This window comes from Streptomyces sp. CA-135486, from assembly GCF_050936555.1.
In the GTDB taxonomy this organism is placed as follows: domain Bacteria; phylum Actinomycetota; class Actinomycetes; order Streptomycetales; family Streptomycetaceae; genus Streptomyces.
Genome location: NZ_JBNJMM010000001.1, coordinates 741,541 through 760,903, shown reverse-complemented (window position 1 = coordinate 760,903; position 19,363 = coordinate 741,541). Strand labels below are relative to the sequence as shown.

Sequence of the window (19,363 nt, the reverse complement as noted above, 5' to 3'; positions counted from 1 at the left end):
GAGATATCTCCTTTTTACTTTCGGCGTCGTGCGTCTAGAGAGACATGGCGGACAAGCGGGGCGGCGTCACGGCTACGTCCAGTCCCGGCCAATTGCGGAAATTTCGGCTCGGGCTGGAACGATTCCAGCAACTTGGCTACCGCCTCGGAAGACGGCTGTCCGTCCTCCCCGAGCAGCTTGGAAGTATCGAGGTAATCGGCGAATCCTTCCGGCAGAGCGATACCGGCCTTGGCTGCCTGAGTCTTCATTTCTGCCTGTGCCAGCTTCCCGGCGTACTCGCGGTGAATCTCAGTTCGGATAGCCTCTGTCGGGTCAGGGGCAGTCTTTGTCTGCTCTTCCCGCGGCTTCGGACTAGTGTCGTTTTCGCTCATGCTGCAATCTCCTTGTGCATGTCAGTACGAAGCAACGAATCAACAGCCTCGGCAATGCGCCGATTCTCTGAACCGTCGTCCTCGATCAGAGCCAGTAGAGGGACACTCAGAATGCGGGTAACAGCTACGAGCATCCGCAGGCTAGGGCAGGTAGCCCCGGACTCCCACCGGTAGACGGTTGACGGGGATGCCTGAAGCTCACTGGCCAGTTCCTCAACTGACAGGCCCAGAGCAATGCGACGGGCCGTGAAGTGGTGTCGGTTGAACATGCTTCTCCTTGCGAGCCGTTGCCCGAATGCGAATCTGTGACCAAAAGAGAAAGCCCCAGCCTCCCAAGGTAGGAGGAGGCCAGGGCAGAAGTCCTTGAAAAGATCTCTCACTATGTATGTACGTGTCCTCTGAGCCGAAACAGGACACCAAGGCCGACGGTGAGATGCGGATCACGCGATCCGGGGGCGGAACAAAAACTGTGGTGTCGTTGGTACCCAACTCCACTTGCCTGGGCTGGTTCAGGACCCCTAAAGGTCCTGGACCTGATCTCACAAATGAGAGGAGGCCCCGGCGGAGGGGCCTCCTTCTCACTACTACCTACGCTCTATGAGCTACCAACTACTAACTAAGTCCCCGTTCCACCGGGGAAATGTGAGCCCCCAAAGGGCTTGTCCTGTCGCCAGGGAGGCAAAGGCACGTCCCATGGGGCTGTTTTGGGTGTCTTGGCCACAACTTGCTGTTGGTTCCTGCCCCTTGTCAGGCTGGTGTCCGAGACGGTGATTACGTCGCCATGGGCCGAGTCCGCCAAGGTCGGGTAGTCCGTCAGGATGCCCGTGGGGGCAGAGAGGAGCAGATTGGCGGCTCTCCCCTTCTTGCCGTGCTGAGTGAAGAATCCCAACCGTGTCAGCACGTCCCGGCATTGCTTCCCTGGGTGATCCTTGGTGTTGTAGCCGAGCCGTTGAGCTATCTCCGTATCTCCGGTGAACATCGCTCCGGTGCGACCATTCACACATCGGAGCTGAACCAGGGACCAAAGCAAATGCTCCCGCCGGAAATCGTCCGCCTCCGTGGCGATGAGCCCACCGGGGCCGAACGCTTCGATGAGCGCACGACTCCATTCCTCTTTCACGTCGTAGGTGGCGGTGAGCAACCGGCGAGGCTTCGGCTCATTCACTCCGCCCCCCGGTCATCAAGCCAGCGGTCAAGGTCACTCGGTCGGCACCGCAGCGCCTGCCCCACCTTTCGGAAGGGAATGCCGCACTGCTTCCAGTTCTCGTAAACCCAACTGCGAGGCTTAGCCAGGTAAGCGGCCACGTCATCTACGGTCATCAGCTTGGTCATCTGCCCTCCGGGAAAAGAAAACCCCCGAGTCGCCTCGGGGGTCATTGGATGTGAAGTTCGGGAAGAGTCTTACTAACCGTCCGCGCTCGCCATGTCGTCCAGCACTGCCTTGGACTTCTCCGTCAGCTCGCCTCCGGCCTTTCCAGCCAGCGTGCTCAGGAACCCGTCCCGGCGCGCCTTCTTCAAGTGGTCTTTGACCGTCTCGGGGCGACGCCCGATCAATCGAGCCAGCCACGGAACAGGGGCCGGAGCACCACTGTCCGCCATGCCTGTGTACGTGACAGCCAGCATCGCCAAGTACCGCTCAGACACTCCCTCATTGGCCAGAAGCAGACCGGCCGCCTCTCCCGACTCGTTGAGCTTCCGCGCAACCTCGTCCAACGTGCGCTGAGCCTCGGGGGCCACCTTGGCCACGTTCATCGCTGCCGCGATGTCCAGCCTGCGGAGCACGGTCGTAGAGATACCCCGGACCACGTCACGAGGGGTCGCGTCGTCGGCGGGCTCCACGGTCATACGCTGCGGCCCCCCCGTCACCGGACCAGTCGGCCACCACATCCGGACCACCCAGCTTCCTTGCTGCTGACTGATCTCGAACCCGCTTTCATCTGCTTCCATGCCTCTCACTGTAGCACCACACAGGGTGGTCCACCCTGGGTTGACAATCTAGGGTGGTTGTGACGCAGACTGGGCATCGGGCCCCGCTGGTGGGGCTCAGGATCAGAAGGGGTGGGCACGCCAGTGGCAAGGGCTTGGGTAGCGAGATCGAAGGACGACCCGAAGAAGTGGACGGCCTTTTGGTACGACCCTGACGGCAAGCAGCGGCAGAAGTCGTTCGAGACCAAGAAACGCGCAGACGACCACCGCAAGCGCAAGGAACAAGAACTCGACGCTGGCACCTACCTGGACGACCGGTTGGGCAAGCAACCGGTGACGGCCGTCTGGCAGCAGTGGACGAACCAAAGGAAGTTGGAGAACAGCACCAAGAAGCAGTACCGGTCGATCCAGACGACGACCATTGAGCCGTTCTTCAAGGCCCGTTCCATCGTGTCCCTGAAGGTGGCGGACGTTGAGCAGTGGCTCTTGTGGATGGAGCAGGACCGCAAGCTGTCGGCCCGTACTCGCCGTCAGCGCTTCTCGTTCTTCTCCGGGATGATGGATTGGGCCGTGGTCAACGAGATTATCGGCCGCAACCCGTGCAAGAAGATCAGGCACGCTGGCAGCCGTGCCAAGGAGATACGCGAGCACAAGACCACGGCCCGGCGGCTGACAACTCGGGAAGTCCTGGCGATGCTCGACGGCGCTCCGCCCCGGTACAGGGCCATGCTCTGGCTGATGGCGGGCTGCGGTCTCCGCCTCGGGGAAGCTATGGCCGTCTCACGCGATCAGATCGACTTCAAGGCAGAGGTCCTACGCGTCGATTTCCAGATCGCGGAGGATGGCGAATCCGAGTCCGGCAAGAACAGCGCACTACAGCGACGCCACATCAAGGCACGCGATGCAGAGGAGCCGGGGCGCGTCGTTCCACTGCCGCCCAACGTGGCCTTCGAACTGCGGAGACACATCAAGAACCAGGGCGTGTGGGGAGCGGAACGCTTGCTCTTCCCCAACGTGACCCGCACCGGGTACCTATACGCCTCGTACTTCTACCGACAGATCTGGATGGTGGCCCTGTCCAAGGGAGGAGTGGCGTACTGCAAGCCCCACTCCATGCGGCACTACTACGGGTCGCGTCTGCTGTACGCAGGCGTCCCTGAGAACGACGTAGCGGACTGGATGGGACACAGCAGCACTGACGTACTGCGGGAGCACTACCACTACATCTTCGAAGGGGCCGAGCAGCGCGGCCGGGCCGCCATCGCAACGATGCTGACGCCCGGCGCCGACGACCCCACGGAGACGTCAGAGGTCGCCTGATCCACGTACGACAACAGCCCCCGACATCACGCCGGGGGCTGTGTTGTTTGTGCAGGTCAGCGGACGTTTTCAGCCCTGCATCCGCCCAGGATTCCCCCAGCATGACGCCCAGGAATGGCCTTGATCAGGCCGCAACGGGCAGAAAAGCCGAGAGCGCCCCTCCGGGCCTCCAAACCGCCTCTGACCTGCAAAAAACCCTGCTAGGGCAGGTTCCTTGCCATGACTATCCGCTGCACCTGATTCGTACCTTCATAAATCTGCGTGATCTTGGCGTCGCGCATCATGCGCTCGACCGGGTAGTCACGGGTGTAGCCGTAGCCGCCGAGCAGCTGGACGGCGTCCGTGGTGACCTCCATGGCCACGTCCGACGCGAAGCACTTCGCGGCGGCGCCCTGGAAGGTCAGGTCCGCGTCCCCGCGCTCCGACTTGGCGGCGGCCGCGTACGTCAGCTGGCGGGCGGCCTCGATCTTCATCGCCATGTCGGCGAGCATGAACTGGATGCCCTGGAAGTCCGCGATCGGCTTGCCGAACTGCTTGCGCTCCTGGACGTAGCCCTTGGCGTAGTCCAGCGCGCCCTGGGCGATGCCGAGGGCCTGGGCCGCGATCGTGATGCGGGTGTGGTCCAGGGTCTGCATCGCGGTGGCGAAGCCGGTGCCCTCCGCGCCGATCATGCGGTCGGCGGGGATGCGGACGTTGTCGAGGTAGACCTCGCGGGTCGGCGAGCCCTTGATGCCGAGCTTCTTCTCCGGGGCGCCGAAGGAGACACCCTCGTCGGACTTCTCGACGACGAAGGCGCTGATGCCCTTGGAGCGCTTCTCGGGGTCGGTGACGGCCATCACCGTGTAGTACTCGGAGACGCCGGCGTTGGTGATCCAGCGCTTCACGCCGTTGAGCACCCAGAAGTCACCGTCGCGGACGGCCTTCGTCTTCATGCCCGCCGCGTCGGAGCCCGCGTCCGGCTCGGAGAGGCAGTACGAGAACATCCCGTCGCCCTGGGCGAGCGGGCTCAGGTACTTCTTCTTCAGGTCCTCGGAGCCGGAGAGGATCACCGGAAGCGAGCCGAGCTTGTTCACGGCCGGGATCAGGGACGAGGAGGCGCAGACGCGCGCGACCTCTTCGATGACTATCACGGTCGCGAGCGCGTCGGCGCCCGCGCCGCCGTACTCCTCGGGGACGTGGACCGAGTGCAGGTCGGCGGAGACCAGGGCGTCCAGCGCCTCCTGCGGGAAGCGGGCCTCTTCGTCGACCTCGGCCGCGAACGGAGCGATCTTTGCCTCGGAGAGCGAGCGGATGGCGTCGCGCAGCATGTCGTGTTCTTCGGACGGGCGGTACAGGTCAAACGCCGAGTTACCGGTCGATCCGGACAAGGTCTCTCACTCCCCAAGGAACGCTAACTACCGTTAAGTAACGTAATTTTAAAGGGCCCGTCGCCCCCGGGCATACGTGACCTTGGCGACAGCGGAAAAGTGCCCGCGCCGAGGCCCGACTATGCTCAGGCTCGCATTCCCTGCCCGCGATTCACTGGAGCACCGCATGGCCCTCAAGATCACCGTGATCGGCACCGGATATCTCGGCGCCACACACGCCGCGGCCATGGCGGAACTGGGCTTCGAAGTGCTCGGCCTCGATGTCGTGCCCGAGAAAATCGAGATGCTCTCGGCCGGCAAGGTCCCGATGTACGAGCCGGGTCTCGAGGAGCTCCTCGCCAAGCATGTCGCGGGGATCGAGGGCTCGAGCGGGCGGCTGCGGTTCACGACCTCCTGGGAGGAGATCGGGGAATTCGGCGACGTTCATTTTGTGTGTGTGAACACTCCGCAGAAGCACGGCGAGTACGCGTGTGACATGTCGTACGTCGACCGTGCCTTCAGCTCTCTCGCGCCGCAGCTGAAGCGGCCCGCGCTGGTGGTCGGGAAGTCGACCGTGCCGGTCGGCAGCGCGGCCCGGCTGGCGGCGCTGCTCACGGAGCTCGCCCCGGTGGGCCCGGACGCGGAGCTGGCGTGGAACCCCGAGTTCCTGCGCGAGGGCTTCGCCGTGCAGGACACGCTGCACCCCGACCGGATCGTCGTGGGTGTGGAGAGCGAGCGCGCGGAGAAGCTGCTGCGCGAGGTGTACGCGACGCCGGTCGGCGAAGGGTCGCCGTTCGTCGTGACGGGCTTCCCGACGGCCGAGCTCGTGAAGACCTCCGCGAACTCCTTCCTCGCGACGAAGATCTCGTTCATCAACGCGATGGCGGAGGTCTGCGAGGCCGCGGACGGCGATGTCGTCAAGCTCGCCGAGGCGATCGGGTACGACGAGCGGATCGGCGCGAAGTTCCTGCGGGCCGGGATCGGCTTCGGCGGCGGCTGTCTGCCGAAGGACATCCGCGCTTTCATGGCGCGCGCCGGTGAGCTGGGCGCCGACCAGGCGCTGACCTTCCTGCGGGAGGTCGACTCGATCAATATGCGCCGGCGCGGCCACATGGTGGAGCTGGCGCGGGACGCGGTCGGCGGCGATTCCTTCCTGGGCAAGCGGGTGGCCGTACTGGGCGCGACGTTCAAGCCGGACTCGGACGACGTACGGGACTCTCCGGCGCTGAATGTCGCGGGGCAGATTCACCTCCAGGGCGGCCAGGTCACGGTGTACGACCCGAAGGGCATGGTGAACGCGCGGCGGCTCTTCCCGACGCTGGGGTACGCGGACTCGGCGCTGGAGGCGGTGCGGGGCGCGGATGTGGTGCTGCACCTGACGGAGTGGCGGGAGTTCCGCGAGCTGGACCCGGTGGCGCTGGGCGAGGTCACGTCGAGCCGGACAGTGCTGGACGGCCGGAACGCGCTGGACGGCGCGAAGTGGCGCGAGGCGGGCTGGACGTACCGGGCGATGGGCCGCCCGCGGGCCTGAATTTCCGGGGCGCGGGCCTGCTGAGGCCTCAGCCCGTGCTCGTGCGGCGCGCCCGGTATGTACGCATCTTGGCACGCGCCCCGCACACCGACATCGAGCACCAGCGGCGACGGCCCGCCGGGCTGCGGTCGTAGTACGCCCACCGGCAGTCCTCCGCCTCGCAGGCCTTCAGACGCGCCCAGGTCCCGTCCAACGCCGCGGCGGCGAGTGCGTGCGCGATACGGGAGACCAGGGCGTCCGGGTCCGCGGGGCGGAGCGCGGCGGAGCCGTCCTGGGCGACGGTGACATGGAGCGGGGCCCTGGCCAGCAGCTCGTCGAGCGCGACGGGCGAGCGGCCCGGCGCGCGGTGTCCGGCGTGCGCGAGACAGGCGGCGCGCAGGGCCTCGCGCAGCTCACGGGCGGCAGGCACGTCCCGCTCGGCGAGGCCGAAGGCGGCGCGGCCGTCCGTCGTGTCGAGGGAGTCGGCGCCGGTCTCGATGTCCAGCGTGTTCACCAGGGCCTCGACCAGCGCGAGGCCGCCGGGTGCCGGTGCACTGTCATTCATGGTTGCGACGTTACCGCTGATGGGGGAGCATGGGGTAACCGTTACCTGTTGAATCGCTTTAACGGTAACTCTCGCTCCGGATCGAGGAGGAACCATGGCCATCGCCACCCTGGGGACCGTCGTGCTGGACTGTCCCGACCCCGTCGCACTCGGCCGCTTCTACGCAGATGTGCTGGGCGGTGAGGCCGAGGCCGACGGCGAGGGCTGGGTCGCCCTGAAGGGGGTGCCGGGCACCGCGCTGGCGTTCCAGGCCGCGCCCGGCTTCGTACCGCCGCAGTGGCCGGCGCCCGAGGCCTCGCAGCAGTTCCATCTGGACCTGACCGTGGAGGACCTGGACACGGCGGAGAAGGGGGTGCTTGCCCTGGGCGCCAAGCCGCTGGACGCGGATGACAGGTCGAGGTCGTGGCGGGTGTACGCGGATCCGGCAGGGCACCCCTTCTGCCTGTGCGCGTGCTGAGGTCCTGCCTGTGCGCGTGCTGAGGCCGGCGCCGCTCAGGCGTCCAGCGGCGTCAGTACCGGGCGAGGGCGGCGGGGCTTCGCCGATCGGGCGGTGAACTCCGCCGCCCGCAGCACCTGCGATACGTTCCCCCACGTCAGCGCCTCGATGTCCGTCTCCGGCCAGCCGCGGTCCAGGAGTTCGGCGATCAGGCGGGGGAAGCAGGACACATCGCCCAGGGCGGGGGCGTGCGGGGTCCCCGTGTCGTAGGCGCCGGTGAGCGCCACCGACTGGGGACCGGCCGTGTCGCGTACATGGGTCAGGCGGTCCGCCGCCTCGTGGAGTGTGGCCGCCGTGCAGGCGACCATGCAGACGCCGCCGTTGGCACGGAGCCGCAGCAGGACCTCGTCCGGGACCTCTTCCGGATGGTGCGAGATGATGACCGGGGCCTTGGCCACCACCAGCGTCCGGCGCATCGTCTCCGGCGTGCAGCCGGACAGATCGACGAGGACGCCCAGGCGGTTCATCTCGCGGACGACTTCCCAGCCGGCGGACGTCAGGCCGGTTCGCTGCGTCCAGCGGGTGCCCGCCAGGGTCAGGCTGCGAACGCCCAGCGCGTGATACGCCCGCAGGGTGGCGAGCGAGTCGCCGAGCGCCGTGCCGGAGACCGGGCCGAGCAGCACGGCCGTCCGCCCGCAGTTGCGCGCGTCGGCCATCTCGTCGGCGCTCAGGGCGAGGCGCAGGCCCTCGGGGCACTCGGCCACCAGGGTGCGGACCAGGTCGAGTTGTTCCAGCGTCGCCGTCACCGCACGGTCACCCGTGAGCTCGGGCGGCACATGCAGGGACCAGAACTGCGCACCGACACCACCGACCCGCAGCCGCGGTATGTCCGTCTCCAGCTGCCCCTCGCCGTGTTCGATGTCGTACGACGAGATGTCCCGCAGCGCCCCCGCGAGCCCGCTCCGGCCGTCGGCTACGGGATGCGTGACGAGGAGCTCCCGGGCGCGCTCCATGCTCTCGGCCGCGGGCGCGGGCGGCTCCTGCTGCTCGGCCGGCTCGGGCGGCTCCGACGACTGCTCACTGCTCGGCGGCGCCGGGCCGTCGAGGTCGCCGACCGCGACGGCGGGGTCGGGGTCGTCCTGCTGCAGATCTGCCATGGCGTCCTCCGAGCTTCGACGGCGGTGCCGTACGCCCACCGTGGCACGGGAGTCGCGAGGGTTCGCGGCAGCGTGGTGCGTTCGGGGGTACGGGGCCCGAGCCCGTACCCACCCGAAGCGCACTCGGCCGCACTCCACCCCACTCAGCCGTCGAGCTGCCCGATCGTCGCGTTGGACGGACCGCGCCGCGACTGCAGATCGCGCGCCACGTCCTCCGCCGCCCGCAGTACCCGCACCGCGTTCTGCCAGGTCAGCTTTGCCAGATCGGACCCCGACCAGCCGCGCCGCAGCAGCTCCGCGATCAGGTTCGGGTACCCCGCGACGTCCTCGAGACCGGCCGGGGTGAAGGCCGTGCCGTCGAAATCGCCACCGATGCCGATGTGGTCGACGCCGGCCACCTCGCGCATATGGTCCAGATGGTCCGCGACTGTGGACACGGTCGCCACCGGCCGCGGGTTCGCCGCCTCGAAGGCCGCATGGACCTTCATCGCCTCCGGCGTGGTGTCCAGGTGGTGCAGGCCGTGCGCCTCCATGTTCTCGTCCGCGGCCCGGGTCCAGTCGACCGCCGCCGGGAGGATGAACTTCGGCACGAAGGTGGCCATCGCCACGCCGCCGTTGGCGGGCAGCTGTGCCAACACGTCGTCGGGGATGTTGCGTACGTGGTCGCAGATCGCCCGGGACGAGGAGTGCGAGAAGACCACCGGCGCGACCGAGGTGGCGAGCGCGTCCCGCATCGTCGGCACCGCGACGTGCGAGAGGTCGACGAGCATGCCGATGCGGTTCATCTCCCGTACGACCTCTTCGCCGAAGGCCGAGAGACCGCCGACGGCCACCTCGTCGGTCGCCGAGTCCGCCCACGCGATGTTGTCGTTGTGGGTCAGCGTCATATAGCGCACGCCCAGTGCGTACAGCGCGCGCAGCGTGCCCAGGGAGTTGTTGATGGAGTGGCCGCCCTCGGCGCCCATCAGCGAGGCGATACGGCCCTCGCCGCGCGCCTTCTCCATGTCGTCCGCGCTCAGCGCGCCGGCCAGGTCCGCCGGGTGGCGCGCCAGCATCTGGCGCACCCCGTCGATCTGCTCCAGCGTCGCGCTGACCGCGTCGTCCCCGGCCAGGTCGCTGCGGACGTACACGGACCAGAACTGCGCACCGACCCCGCCGGAGCGCAGCCGGGGGATGTCGGTGTGCAGCCGGCCGGTCTGGTCGGCGGCGATGTCGAGCCGGTCCAGGTCGTAACGGACGCGCTGGCGCAGCGCCCAGGGCAGGTCGTTGTGTCCGTCGACGACGGGGTGGGACGCAAGGTGCTCGTGTGCCCGGGTGAGGAAGTCCATGTCTGTGTTACTTCCCGGAGGTCACTTCCCGAAGCCGAAGGACTCCACGCCCCCCACCTTGGCGCGCAGCCGCTTGCCCTTCTCCGTGGCCTGGTCGTTCAGCTCCTGCTGGAACTCCCGCATACGGGCGAGGAGTTCGGCGTCCTGCGTGGCAAGGATGCGGGCCGCGAGCAGGCCCGCGTTACGCGCGCCGCCGACCGAGACCGTGGCGACGGGTACGCCCGCGGGCATCTGCACGATGGACAGCAGCGAGTCCATCCCGTCGAGGTACTTCAGCGGTACGGGAACGCCGATCACCGGCAGCGGGGTGACGGAGGCGAGCATGCCCGGCAGATGGGCCGCTCCCCCGGCGCCCGCGATGATCGCCTTGAGGCCGCGGCCCGCCGCTGCCTCTCCGTACGCGATCATTTCGCGCGGCATCCGGTGCGCGGACACGACGTCGACCTCGAAGGAGATCTCGAACTCGTCGAGGACCTGCGCGGCGGCCTCCATCACAGGCCAGTCGGAGTCCGAGCCCATGACGATGCCGACGAGGGGGCGCGGTGCGGGGCTGGTCATTCGGTGATCGTTCCTCTGAGGTAGCCGGCTGCGTGACGGGCGCGCTCCAGCACGTCGTCCAGATCGTCGCCGTAGGTGTTGACGTGACCCACCTTGCGGCCGGGCTTTACGTCCTTGCCATACATATGGATCTTCAGCTGCGGGTCGCGGGCCATGCAGTGCAGATACGCCGCGTACATGTCGGGGTAGTCACCGCCGAGCACATTCGCCATGACCGTCCAGGTGGCGCGCGGGCGCGGGTCCCCGAGGGGGAGGTCGAGCACGGCACGTACGTGATTGGCGAACTGGGAGGTCACGGCCCCGTCCTGGGTCCAGTGGCCGGAGTTGTGCGGGCGCATGGCGAGCTCGTTGACGAGGATGCGGCCGTCGGCCGTCTCGAAGAGTTCGACCGCGAGATGGCCGACGACGCCGAGCTCCTTGGCGATCCGCAGGGCGAGCTGCTGGGCCTGGCCGGCCACTTCCTCGTCCAGACCGGGCGCGGGCGCGATCACGGTGTCGCAGACGCCGTCGACCTGCTGCGACTCGACGACGGGGTAGGCGACGGCCTGGCCGTGCGGGGAGCGGACGATGTTCGCCGCGAGCTCGCGGGTGAAGTCGACCTTCTCCTCGGCGAGGACGGGGACGCCTGCCTTGAACGGGGCCTCGGCGTCCGCCTGCGTACGCACGAACCAGACGCCCTTGCCGTCGTAGCCGCCGCGGACCGTCTTGAGGATGACGGGGAAGCCGTCCCCCTCCTCGGCGAAGGCCGTCACATCGGCGGGGTCCGTCACGATGCGGTGGCGCGGGCAGGGCGCGCCGAGCTCGTCGAGCTTGGCGCGCATCACGCCCTTGTCCTGCGCATGCACCAGGGCGTCCGGGCCCGGGCGGACGGGAATGCCGTCCGCCTCCAGGGCATGCAGGTGCTCGATCGGGACATGCTCATGATCGAAAGTGATCACGTCGCAGCCCCGCGCGAACTCACGCAGCGTGTCCAGGTCGCGATAGTCGCCGATGACGACATCGTTGACCACCTGGGCCGCGGAGTCCTGCGGGGTGTCACTGAGAAGCTTGAATCTGATGCCGAGGGGGATGCCCGCCTCGTGGGTCATACGGGCGAGCTGGCCGCCGCCGACCATGCCGACTACCGGGAACGTCACCCACCTAGGGTATCCGCCGTCCCGGCACCCCCTGTCGCCCGCGGCACCCGGCCGCCGTCGCCCTGGTCACGGCCGCGCCACACCATTGTCGATGTCGCCGGGCAGCAACGAGGCTCACTGGTTAGCATGAGCGGGTTGACGCTGCCGAAACGATGGGGCTGAACTCTCACTATGAGTCACCGAGGCGGAGCGCTGCGCGGACAGCTCGACCAGCTCATGCGCGAGATCGCCAAATTCGGAGCGGTGGGGGGCATGGGCCTGCTCGTCAATCTGGCGGTGTTCAACCTCGTACGGCACACCACCGAGGTCCCCGTGGTCCGGGCGTCCATCCTGGCCACCGTCATCGCGATCGCCTTCAACTATGTGGGCTTCCGCTATTTCACCTACCGCGACCGCGACAAGAGCGGCCGGACCAAGGAACTCACGCTCTTTCTGCTGTTCAGCGTGGTCGGCCTGGTGATCGAGAACGGGATTCTGTACGCGGCGACATACGGCTTCGGCTGGGACAGCCCGCTGCAGAGCAATGTCTTCAAGTTCCTCGGCATCGGCATCGCGACGCTGTTCCGCTTCTGGTCCTACCGGAGCTGGGTGTTCCGGGCCCTGCCGGTGCGGGAGGCGGTGCACACCGCGGAATCGTTCCTGGGCCCGCAGCGTGCGGAGCCGGACCGGGTCAGCCGCTGAGCACCGCTGAGCCGCCTCATCTGACCGTCGGCGGGTTGTTCTTGCGGCCGCGCGCGACCCGGCTCAGGAACAGCGCGAAGACCGGCGGATGCTGTTGGAGCAGTTCGAGGCGGCCGCCGTCCGCCTCGGCGAGATCGCGGGCCACGGCCAGTCCGATGCCGGTGGAGTTGCGGCCGCTGATGGTCCGCTCGAAGATCCGCGCGCCGAGGTCGGCCGGTACGCCCGGGCCCTCGTCGGTCACCTCGACCACGGCCTGATTGCCGGTGACGCGGGTGCGCAGGGCGACGGTGCCGCCGCCGTGCATCAGGGAGTTCTCGATCAGCGCGGCAAGCACCTGGGCGACCGCGCCCGGGGTGCCGACGGCTTGCATGCCCTGCCGTCCTGAACAGACGATGGCGCGGCCCGCGCTGCGGTAGGCCGGGCGCCACTCCTCCAGCTGCTGCTTGACGACCTCGTCCAGGTCGAAGACGACGGCGGAACCGGTGCGGGGGTCGCGGGAGTTGGTGAGCAGCCGCTGCACGACGTCGGTGAGCCGCTCCACCTGGGCGAGCGCGATGCTCGCCTCCTCCTTCACCGTGTCCAGGTCGTCGGTGACCGTGATCTCCTCCAGCCGCATGGAGAGCGCGGTCAGTGGAGTACGGAGCTGATGCGAGGCGTCCGCGGCGAGCCTGCGCTCGGCGGTGAGCATCCGTGCGATGCGCTCGGCGCTGGCGTCGAGGACATCCGCGACCCGGTCGAGCTCCGGCACGCCGTACCGCTTGTGGCGGGGGCGCGGGTCGCCGGAGCCGAGGCGTTCGGCGGTCTCGGCGAGGTCGGTGAGCGGGGAGCCGAGGCGGTTCGCCTGGCGCACGGCGAGCAGGACGGCGGCGACGACCGCGAGCAGGGCGACGGCACCGATGATCATCAGGGTCCGGCCGAGCTCACGGGTGACGGACGAGCGGGACTCCTCGACGGTGACGCTCTCCTTGCGCTCGCCGTACGCGACACCGCGGATGACGCTGCCGGTGGGGCGCTTGCCGATCTCGATGGGGTCGCGGCCGGGGATCTCGACGAGGGCGTACCGCTTGGCCCCGCTCTGCTCGGCGAGGATGTCGGGGTTGACGGGCTCACGGCCGATGAGCCGGCTGTCGACGATGCTGACGAGCCGGAGGGCTTCGGAGTCGACGCTTTCCTGGGCGGAATTGGAGATGGTGCGGGTCTCGACGAGGACGAGGGAGACGCCGAAGACGGCGATGACGACGAGCACGACGGCGAGGGTTGAACTGATCAGTCGTCGACGCAAGGTGGCCGCCTCCTGGGTGGTGCGCTTCTGGTGCGGGGTGCCGTTGCGCGGCCGGGCGGTCCACGGTGCGGGCATCCGAGGGGTGCGTGCTCCATTGTGCGACCTCCGCGGGGGTCCGGCTGCGGGGTCCGCGGTGCGGGCGTCCGCAGGGTGCGGGCTCCGGGCCCCCTCCGGGCTCGACTCCTCGGGGTCGGCGGCCTACGGCGGTGCGCATTGATCACCGGGTCCCGCCGCCGATCCCCTGCGGGGACGACCCTGCACGGCCCCTCCCCACCCGGAGGTGCCACCCCGCAGGCGCGTTCGCCCGCGAAACCCACCACCGGGCAGCAACCGCCAACGCCCCCCGGCCCACGGCAACCACGAACCTGGGTGACTTCCACCAACGCCCCCCGGCCCACGGCAACCGCGGACCCGGGTGACTGGGATCAGCTTTTTTCGAAGCGGAAGCCGACCCCGCGCACCGTCGCGATGTACCGCGGGTTCGCCGCGTCGTCACCCAGCTTCTTACGCAGCCATGAGATGTGCATGTCCAGCGTCTTCGTGGACGACCACCACGTCGTGTCCCACACCTCGCGCATCAGCTGGTCCCGCGTGACCACCCGGCCCGCGTCCCGGACCAGGACCCGCAGCAGGTCGAACTCCTTCGCCGTGAGCTGCAGTTCCTCGTCGCCCATCCACGCGCGGTGCGATTCGACATCGATCCGCACGCCGTGCGTGGCCGGCGCCGCCGCCGGTTCCGTCGCGCCGCGGCGGAGCAGCGCCCGGACCCGGGCGAGCAGTTCGGCGAGTCGGAACGGCTTGGTCACATAGTCGTCCGCGCCGGCGTCGAGACCGACCACGGTGTCCACCTCGTCCGCGCGCGCGGTCAGCACCAGGATCGGCACGGTGTGGCCTTCGGCGCGCAGCCGTCTCGCCACCTCCAGGCCGTCCATGCCAGGCAGCCCCAGGTCGAGTACGACGAGATCCACGCCTCCGGCCAGTCCCGCGTCGAGTGCGGTCGGGCCGTCCTGCCGCACCTCCACCTCGTAACCCTCCCGGCGCAGGGCGCGGGCCAGCGGCTCCGAGATGGACGCGTCGTCCTCGGCGAGCAGTACACGGGTCATGGGGTGATGGTAGTCCGCAACACGTACGCACTGGTGCTTGATCGTCAAGCCCTGTGGCTTTGGGATGCGATCATGAGTACGACCTTCGATTCAGGGCAGCTGGTTCCAAGAAAACCTGTGATCCATCTCTCAAGTCCTTCCATATGCCGCAGTGTCGTGTCGTATGGTGGCGAGACGCCTGTAGCACGACACGGGACCTTTGGCCTGCACACGAGCCAAGGGTCTCTTTTCTGTGCGAGGTTGGCTCGCCAGCCTCGACGACAGTGAATGACCTGTGGGCCGGGCCCCGAGCGCGACATAGCGCGAGGGGCGTGGATCCCGGTGCGGACTGTCCCCCTCTGCGACCGCGGAGCGACCCCTCAGGCGTGGGGTGGGGCACGTCCCTTGCCGGTGCCGGCCTCCCCCCGCAGGGCGCGTACCCGCTCACGAAGCACCGCGTCCCGAGCTAGCAAGGATCGACATGGCGTCCAGCCTGACGAAGGACTCGGTTGCCACCGAGAAGACCTTCCTCGGCCACCCCCGCGGCCTGGCCACACTCTTCATGACCGAGATGTGGGAGCGCTTCAGCTACTACGGCATGCGCGCCCTTCTCGTGCTCTACCTGGTCTCCGGCGGTGCCGACGCGGCAACCGGCTCCCAGGGCGGCGGCCTCGCCATGACCGCGGCCACAGCGTCGGCGATCTACGCCGTCTACGTCTCGATGGTCTACCTCATGGCCATGCCCGGCGGCTGGTTCGGTGACCGCGTCTGGGGCGCCCGCAAGACCGTCACCATCGCCGGCTTCGTGATCATGGCGGGCCACCTCTCGCTCGCCGTCCCCGGCCAGGCGATGTTCTTCGTCGGCCTGATCCTCGTCGCGGTCGGCTCCGGTCTGCTGAAGGCCAACATCTCCACCATGGTGGGTCACCTCTACGACGGTCCCGACGACCCGCGTCGTGACGGTGGCTTCACGGTCTTCTACATGGGCATCAACCTCGGTGCGTTCGCCGCGCCGTTGGTGATCGGCACCGTCGGTGAGAAACACAACTGGCACCTCGGCTTCGCGCTTGCCGCGGTCGGCATGGCCCTGGGTCTGGCCCAGTTCCTGATCGGCACCCGGCACCTGAGCGAGAAGAGCAGCGTCGTCCCGAACCCGCTCTCCGTCGAGGAGCGCAACGGCATCCTGGTCAAGGCCGCCATCGGCGCCGTCGTGATCGCCGGCTTCTACGGCGCCGTGGTCACTGCGGGCATGTACACCCTGAACTGGGCGCTGGTGCCGCTCACCCTGGCCGGTCTGATCATCCCGATCGCCGTGCTCGTTCGCATCAAGCTCGACAAGAGCCTGGACAGGGCCGAGCAGTCGAAGATGAGCGGCTACATCTGGTTCTTCGTGGCCGCGGCCGTCTTCTGGATGATCTACGACCAGGGCGGCTCCACGCTGTCCCTGTTCGCGGACAGCAAGACCGGCGACAGCCTGCTCGGCTTCGGCTTCCCGGCCACCTGGTTCCAGTCGCTGAACCCGCTGTTCGTCATGGCGCTCGCCCCGGTCTTCGCCTGGATGTGGCTGTGGCTGGCCCGCAGGAACCAGGAGCCCAGCACCATCGTGAAGTTCGCGATGGCTCTGGTACTCGTCGGCGGTTCGTTCTTCGTCTTCGTCGTGCCGATGGGCATGGCCGGTGACGGCACGAAGGTCAGCCCGATGTGGCTGGTCTCGATCTACATGATCCAGACGATCGCCGAGCTGTGCCTCTCCCCGGTCGGTCTCTCGGTCACCACGAAGATGGCGCCCAAGAAGTACGCCAGCCAGATGATGGGTGTCTGGTTCCTCTCCGTCACCTCCGGTGACTGCATCACGGGTCTGCTCTCGCTCGCGGGTGTCGACCTGAACGGAACCGCGATCATCGCCATGCAGGCGTTGCTCGCCGCCGTGGCCGGCTTCGCGATCTACATGTACCGCAAGAGGGTCGAGACGCTGATGGGCGACGTCCACTGACGTAGCTCCTGCGCATACGAAGGGCCGGCGCACCGGATCCGGTGCGACGGCCCTTCGCCGTACCGGGACCGCTAGCGCGTGCCGCGCAGCCGACGCCACGGGGTGAACGTGAACACCGCACCGCCCAGCAGGATCACGGTGCCCGCGATCAGGGCGAGGGCGCGCAGGGCGCCGTTGTCCTCGGCTCCGGTCTGGGCGAGGCCGCCGCTGGTGCCCGCGGAGCCGCCGGAGGAGCTGCCGGAGGACGCGCCGCCGGAGCTGGAGCCGCCCGACGCGCCGCCCGGCTGGGCGGAGGTGTCGAGCTCCAGGGAGACGGCCGCCGTGCCCTTGACCGTGCACGGGATGCTGATCTTCTGGCCGCCCAGGGTGACGTCGATCGTCAGCGTACCCGGGCTGAGCGTGGACTTGCCGCCGGCGCCCGGCCTGTAGGTACCGGCCATGTCGGGCAGGTCCACCGGCTTGCCCTGCTCCAGCGGATCCTTGTTGGCGGGGCCCGTGACGGGGACGGTGCCCTTGTCCGCGCCGCCGAGAAGGACGGCCATGGAGGGCTTGAGCGCGCCCGCGGGGAGTGCCGCCGGGCTGTTCATCACGCCCTTGGCCGTCTTGACGACGAGGTCGTAACTGCCGCCGTTCTTCTTGGCGTTGATCGTGACCTTGGAGTTGATGCTCGCCGGTCCCGGCGACTTGCACGCGAAGGTGACTGCGACCTCCTTGCCGGGGAAGTCGCTCTGGCCGCCGTCGCCCCCGCCCGAGGTGGTCCCGCCCGAAGTAGTCCCGCCCGAAGTAGTCCCGCCGGATGTGGTCCCGCCCGAAGTGGTCGTACCGCCGGAGGCAGTGGTGCCGCCGGACGTGGTCGTGCCGCCGGAGCCCGTCGTACCGCCCGATGTGCCGCCGCCGTCCGACACCTTGATCGTCGCCGCGGCCTTGACCGTCTCCTTCGGCGTGCACTTCGTGTCGGTGGACATCGGCTTGGAGACGTTGATGTTGTACGCGCCGGGCGTGAGCGTGACCTCGCCCGCCGTGGTCAGCTTGATCCTGCCCTTCATGTCGGACAGCTTCATCGGGCTGTTCTTCGGGATCGGCGGGTTCGTCCGCGGCCCCTCCATGGCGACGTCCGAGGTCTGCGCGCCGGCCGCCTTGAGCGTGCCGGTCGGCTTCACCGTGTCCTTCTCCAGATCGATGATGTCGGGGTTCTTGGAAGCCGCCTCGACGAACTTCCACACCACTTCGACCTCGTCGCCGACCTTGGCCTCGGCGGGCGCGGTGATCTGCACCTTGGTGGTGCCCTGCACGGGCGGCAGACCCGAGATCGGCGGTGGAATGCACTCCGTCCTGTACGAGACCTCGGCTGCCTGGGCGGGGCCGGCGGCCAGCAGGATCCCCGCACCGCCGAGCATCAGCGCGACTCCGGCCGCGCTCATCCTCCGTTGCGTGCTCACGAATGTCCCTTCGTCGTGGATCGGTTCTCTGACGGTGCGGAGTCAGGCGTGAACCACGGCAGAGCCGTGGTGGTCGCGGTGCTCTTCGGCGCGGACGGTTCGGTACGGGCCGGAAGTGGGCCGGAGCGGCGGAATGCGGGCAGCCGGACCGTACGGTGGCGTCCGTTGCCGTGGGGGCGGACGCCGGGGCGGACGCGGTCCACGATCGCCATGCCGATACGGAACACCGCGGCGGGCACGACGACCGCGAGCAGTATCCAGAAGATCGTGATGCCCCAGGGGCGGCCGACGCCCCACGGCTGCTCGGCCAGCACCTTGGTGCCGTACTTCACGGAGACCTGATAGTCCCCGTGCGCCCCGGCCGAGAGCTGGACGGGCAGCTTGACCAGCGCCTTCTGGCCGGGCGCAAGGGTGCCGCGCCACTGCTGCTCCTCCCACTGCGGGGCGAAGACGCCGTGTGCGGTGCCGATCTGGAAGACGGGATCCTTGACGGGCGCGGCGCCGAGGTTGCCGACGGTGATTTCGAGGCGGCGGGACGGCGGGGCGCCGAAGAAGACGAGGATGCCGGAGTCCCCTTCGAGCCGGGTGGCGGCGAGCACGGCGAGTTTGCCGCCGGTGGGCTCCGGGAGGGGAGCGGTGGGATGCCCGGCGACGGTGAACGGGGCGTCCACGAGCGCCTGTTCACCGGTGACGGTCGCGACGTGCACCACGCAGGGGCAGGGCTTGGGCGGCTCGACGACCGGCAGCTTCTTGCTGAAGGCGCCCAAGGTGTCGGCGGTGACGGCGCGGCCGTCGGAGTTGGCGCAGGAGTTGGTGCCGCCGATCACGCCTCGCTCGGGCACGGCGTGCCCGCAGATGAGCATCATGAGGAGGGCGCCCGGCCGCCACCCGGTGCCGCTGACCGTGATGTCGCCACCCTTGCCGGCCTGCGCCTGGGAGAGCTTGACCTGGGGTTTCGGCTCGGCCGCGGCGGCGGGGGATGCGGGGAGGAGAAGGAGGAGGGGGAGCAGGGCGAGGAGGAGAGCGAGGGCGTTGGGGCGGCGGGCGTTGACGTCTCCCCCACCCCGCCCTCCCCCAGAGCTTCGCCTGGGTGGGGGTGCCCCCGGCGCAGCCAGGGGGAGTACCCCCACCCCGTGACCGGGGGCAAGCCCCCGGACCCCCGGGCGGTGGTGGGCACGCGGGGGCCGGCGCCCCTCGACCTCTGAGGCGTCAGCTTCGCGACGCCCGGCAATC

General features: G+C 68.5%; 20 protein-coding genes. 5 read left to right on the top strand and 15 right to left on the bottom strand.

Translation table 11 applies throughout. The features are described from left to right. Positions 1-14: 14 nt before the first annotated feature. From ACQEVG_RS03515 to ACQEVG_RS03495, 5 genes are all read right to left on the bottom strand, one after another. Positions 15-371 carry a hypothetical protein gene (locus ACQEVG_RS03515; protein ID WP_432976803.1) on the bottom strand — a complete coding sequence of 119 codons (357 nt, stop codon included), beginning with the start codon at positions 369-371 and terminating at the stop codon, positions 15-17. Next, positions 368-640, bottom strand: a complete 273-nt coding sequence (locus tag ACQEVG_RS03510) for a helix-turn-helix domain-containing protein (protein ID WP_432976800.1) — start codon at positions 638-640, stop codon at positions 368-370. The genes ACQEVG_RS03515 and ACQEVG_RS03510 overlap by 4 nt, the downstream gene beginning before the upstream one ends. 347 nt (positions 641-987) lie before the next feature. Continuing rightward, positions 988-1,512, bottom strand: a complete 525-nt coding sequence (locus ACQEVG_RS03505) for a hypothetical protein (RefSeq protein WP_432976797.1) — start codon at positions 1,510-1,512, stop codon at positions 988-990. A 20-nt stretch (positions 1,513-1,532) separates the two neighbouring features. Continuing rightward, positions 1,533-1,691, bottom strand: a complete 159-nt coding sequence (locus ACQEVG_RS03500) for a helix-turn-helix domain-containing protein (RefSeq protein ID WP_432985028.1) — start codon at positions 1,689-1,691, stop codon at positions 1,533-1,535. 84 nt (positions 1,692-1,775) lie between these two features. Continuing rightward, the gene (locus ACQEVG_RS03495) at positions 1,776-2,318 is read right to left on the bottom strand and encodes a hypothetical protein (protein WP_432976794.1); all 543 of its coding nucleotides are present in this window, start codon (positions 2,316-2,318) and stop codon (positions 1,776-1,778) included. Positions 2,319-2,441: 123 nt separating this feature from the next. Between ACQEVG_RS03495 and ACQEVG_RS03490 the strand changes: the two genes are divergently transcribed. Further along, positions 2,442-3,617 carry a tyrosine-type recombinase/integrase gene (locus tag ACQEVG_RS03490; RefSeq protein ID WP_432976791.1) on the top strand — a complete coding sequence of 392 codons (1,176 nt, stop codon included), beginning with the start codon at positions 2,442-2,444 and terminating at the stop codon, positions 3,615-3,617. Positions 3,618-3,817: 200 nt separating this feature from the next. On the opposite strand, the gene ACQEVG_RS03485 is transcribed toward ACQEVG_RS03490, so the two are convergent. Then, the gene (locus ACQEVG_RS03485; protein WP_432976788.1) at positions 3,818-4,984 is read right to left on the bottom strand and encodes an acyl-CoA dehydrogenase; all 1,167 of its coding nucleotides are present in this window, start codon (positions 4,982-4,984) and stop codon (positions 3,818-3,820) included. Positions 4,985-5,150: 166 nt separating this feature from the next. Here ACQEVG_RS03485 and ACQEVG_RS03480 point away from each other — a divergent pair, with 166 nt between their 5' ends. Continuing rightward, positions 5,151-6,494 (top strand): UDP-glucose dehydrogenase family protein, encoded by a 1,344-nt coding sequence (locus tag ACQEVG_RS03480; protein ID WP_432976785.1) that lies wholly within the window; start codon positions 5,151-5,153, stop codon positions 6,492-6,494. A gap of 28 nt (positions 6,495-6,522) precedes the next feature. Here the strand turns inward: ACQEVG_RS03480 and ACQEVG_RS03475 are convergent, their stop codons facing one another. Continuing rightward, entirely contained in the window at positions 6,523-7,038 is a 516-nt protein-coding gene (locus ACQEVG_RS03475) for a CGNR zinc finger domain-containing protein (protein WP_432976782.1), read from the bottom strand. A gap of 94 nt (positions 7,039-7,132) precedes the next feature. On the opposite strand from ACQEVG_RS03475, the gene ACQEVG_RS03470 reads away from it, so the two are divergent. Continuing rightward, positions 7,133-7,495, top strand: a complete 363-nt coding sequence (locus ACQEVG_RS03470) for a VOC family protein (RefSeq protein WP_432976779.1) — start codon at positions 7,133-7,135, stop codon at positions 7,493-7,495. A gap of 35 nt (positions 7,496-7,530) precedes the next feature. Here the strand turns inward: ACQEVG_RS03470 and ACQEVG_RS03465 are convergent, their stop codons facing one another. The 4 genes from ACQEVG_RS03465 to ACQEVG_RS03450 all read right to left on the bottom strand — a co-directional run bounded on the left by ACQEVG_RS03465 (position 7,531) and on the right by ACQEVG_RS03450 (position 11,632). After that, entirely contained in the window at positions 7,531-8,631 is a 1,101-nt protein-coding gene (locus ACQEVG_RS03465) for a dipeptidase (protein WP_432976776.1), read from the bottom strand. Between the two features lie 143 nt (positions 8,632-8,774). Further along, positions 8,775-9,959, bottom strand: a complete 1,185-nt coding sequence (locus ACQEVG_RS03460; RefSeq protein ID WP_432976773.1) for a dipeptidase — start codon at positions 9,957-9,959, stop codon at positions 8,775-8,777. A 21-nt stretch (positions 9,960-9,980) separates the two neighbouring features. Beyond that, complete coding sequence (purE, locus tag ACQEVG_RS03455) at positions 9,981-10,517, bottom strand: 5-(carboxyamino)imidazole ribonucleotide mutase (RefSeq protein WP_432976770.1); 537 nt, start codon at positions 10,515-10,517, stop codon at positions 9,981-9,983. After that, positions 10,514-11,632 (bottom strand): 5-(carboxyamino)imidazole ribonucleotide synthase, encoded by a 1,119-nt coding sequence (locus tag ACQEVG_RS03450; RefSeq protein WP_432985025.1) that lies wholly within the window; start codon positions 11,630-11,632, stop codon positions 10,514-10,516. The genes purE and ACQEVG_RS03450 overlap by 4 nt, the downstream gene beginning before the upstream one ends. 192 nt (positions 11,633-11,824) lie before the next feature. Here ACQEVG_RS03450 and ACQEVG_RS03445 point away from each other — a divergent pair, with 192 nt between their 5' ends. Next, complete coding sequence (locus ACQEVG_RS03445; RefSeq protein WP_432976767.1) at positions 11,825-12,334, top strand: GtrA family protein; 510 nt, start codon at positions 11,825-11,827, stop codon at positions 12,332-12,334. A gap of 16 nt (positions 12,335-12,350) precedes the next feature. On the opposite strand, the gene ACQEVG_RS03440 is transcribed toward ACQEVG_RS03445, so the two are convergent. Further along, complete coding sequence (locus tag ACQEVG_RS03440; RefSeq protein WP_432985022.1) at positions 12,351-13,616, bottom strand: ATP-binding protein; 1,266 nt, start codon at positions 13,614-13,616, stop codon at positions 12,351-12,353. A 425-nt stretch (positions 13,617-14,041) separates the two neighbouring features. Continuing rightward, positions 14,042-14,719, bottom strand: a complete 678-nt coding sequence (locus ACQEVG_RS03435; protein ID WP_432976764.1) for a response regulator transcription factor — start codon at positions 14,717-14,719, stop codon at positions 14,042-14,044. A gap of 460 nt (positions 14,720-15,179) precedes the next feature. On the opposite strand from ACQEVG_RS03435, the gene ACQEVG_RS03430 reads away from it, so the two are divergent. Continuing rightward, on the top strand, positions 15,180-16,691 hold the full coding sequence (locus ACQEVG_RS03430) for a peptide MFS transporter (RefSeq protein WP_432976761.1): 1,512 nt from the start codon (positions 15,180-15,182) through the stop codon (positions 16,689-16,691). Between the two features lie 71 nt (positions 16,692-16,762). Here ACQEVG_RS03430 and ACQEVG_RS03425 read toward each other — a convergent pair whose 3' ends face one another. Both ACQEVG_RS03425 and ACQEVG_RS03420 read right to left on the bottom strand, forming a co-directional pair. Next, positions 16,763-18,112 carry a hypothetical protein gene (locus ACQEVG_RS03425; protein WP_432985019.1) on the bottom strand — a complete coding sequence of 450 codons (1,350 nt, stop codon included), beginning with the start codon at positions 18,110-18,112 and terminating at the stop codon, positions 16,763-16,765. A gap of 14 nt (positions 18,113-18,126) precedes the next feature. Continuing rightward, positions 18,127-19,260 (bottom strand): hypothetical protein, encoded by a 1,134-nt coding sequence (locus tag ACQEVG_RS03420; protein WP_432976758.1) that lies wholly within the window; start codon positions 19,258-19,260, stop codon positions 18,127-18,129. Positions 19,261-19,363 lie beyond the last annotated feature (103 nt).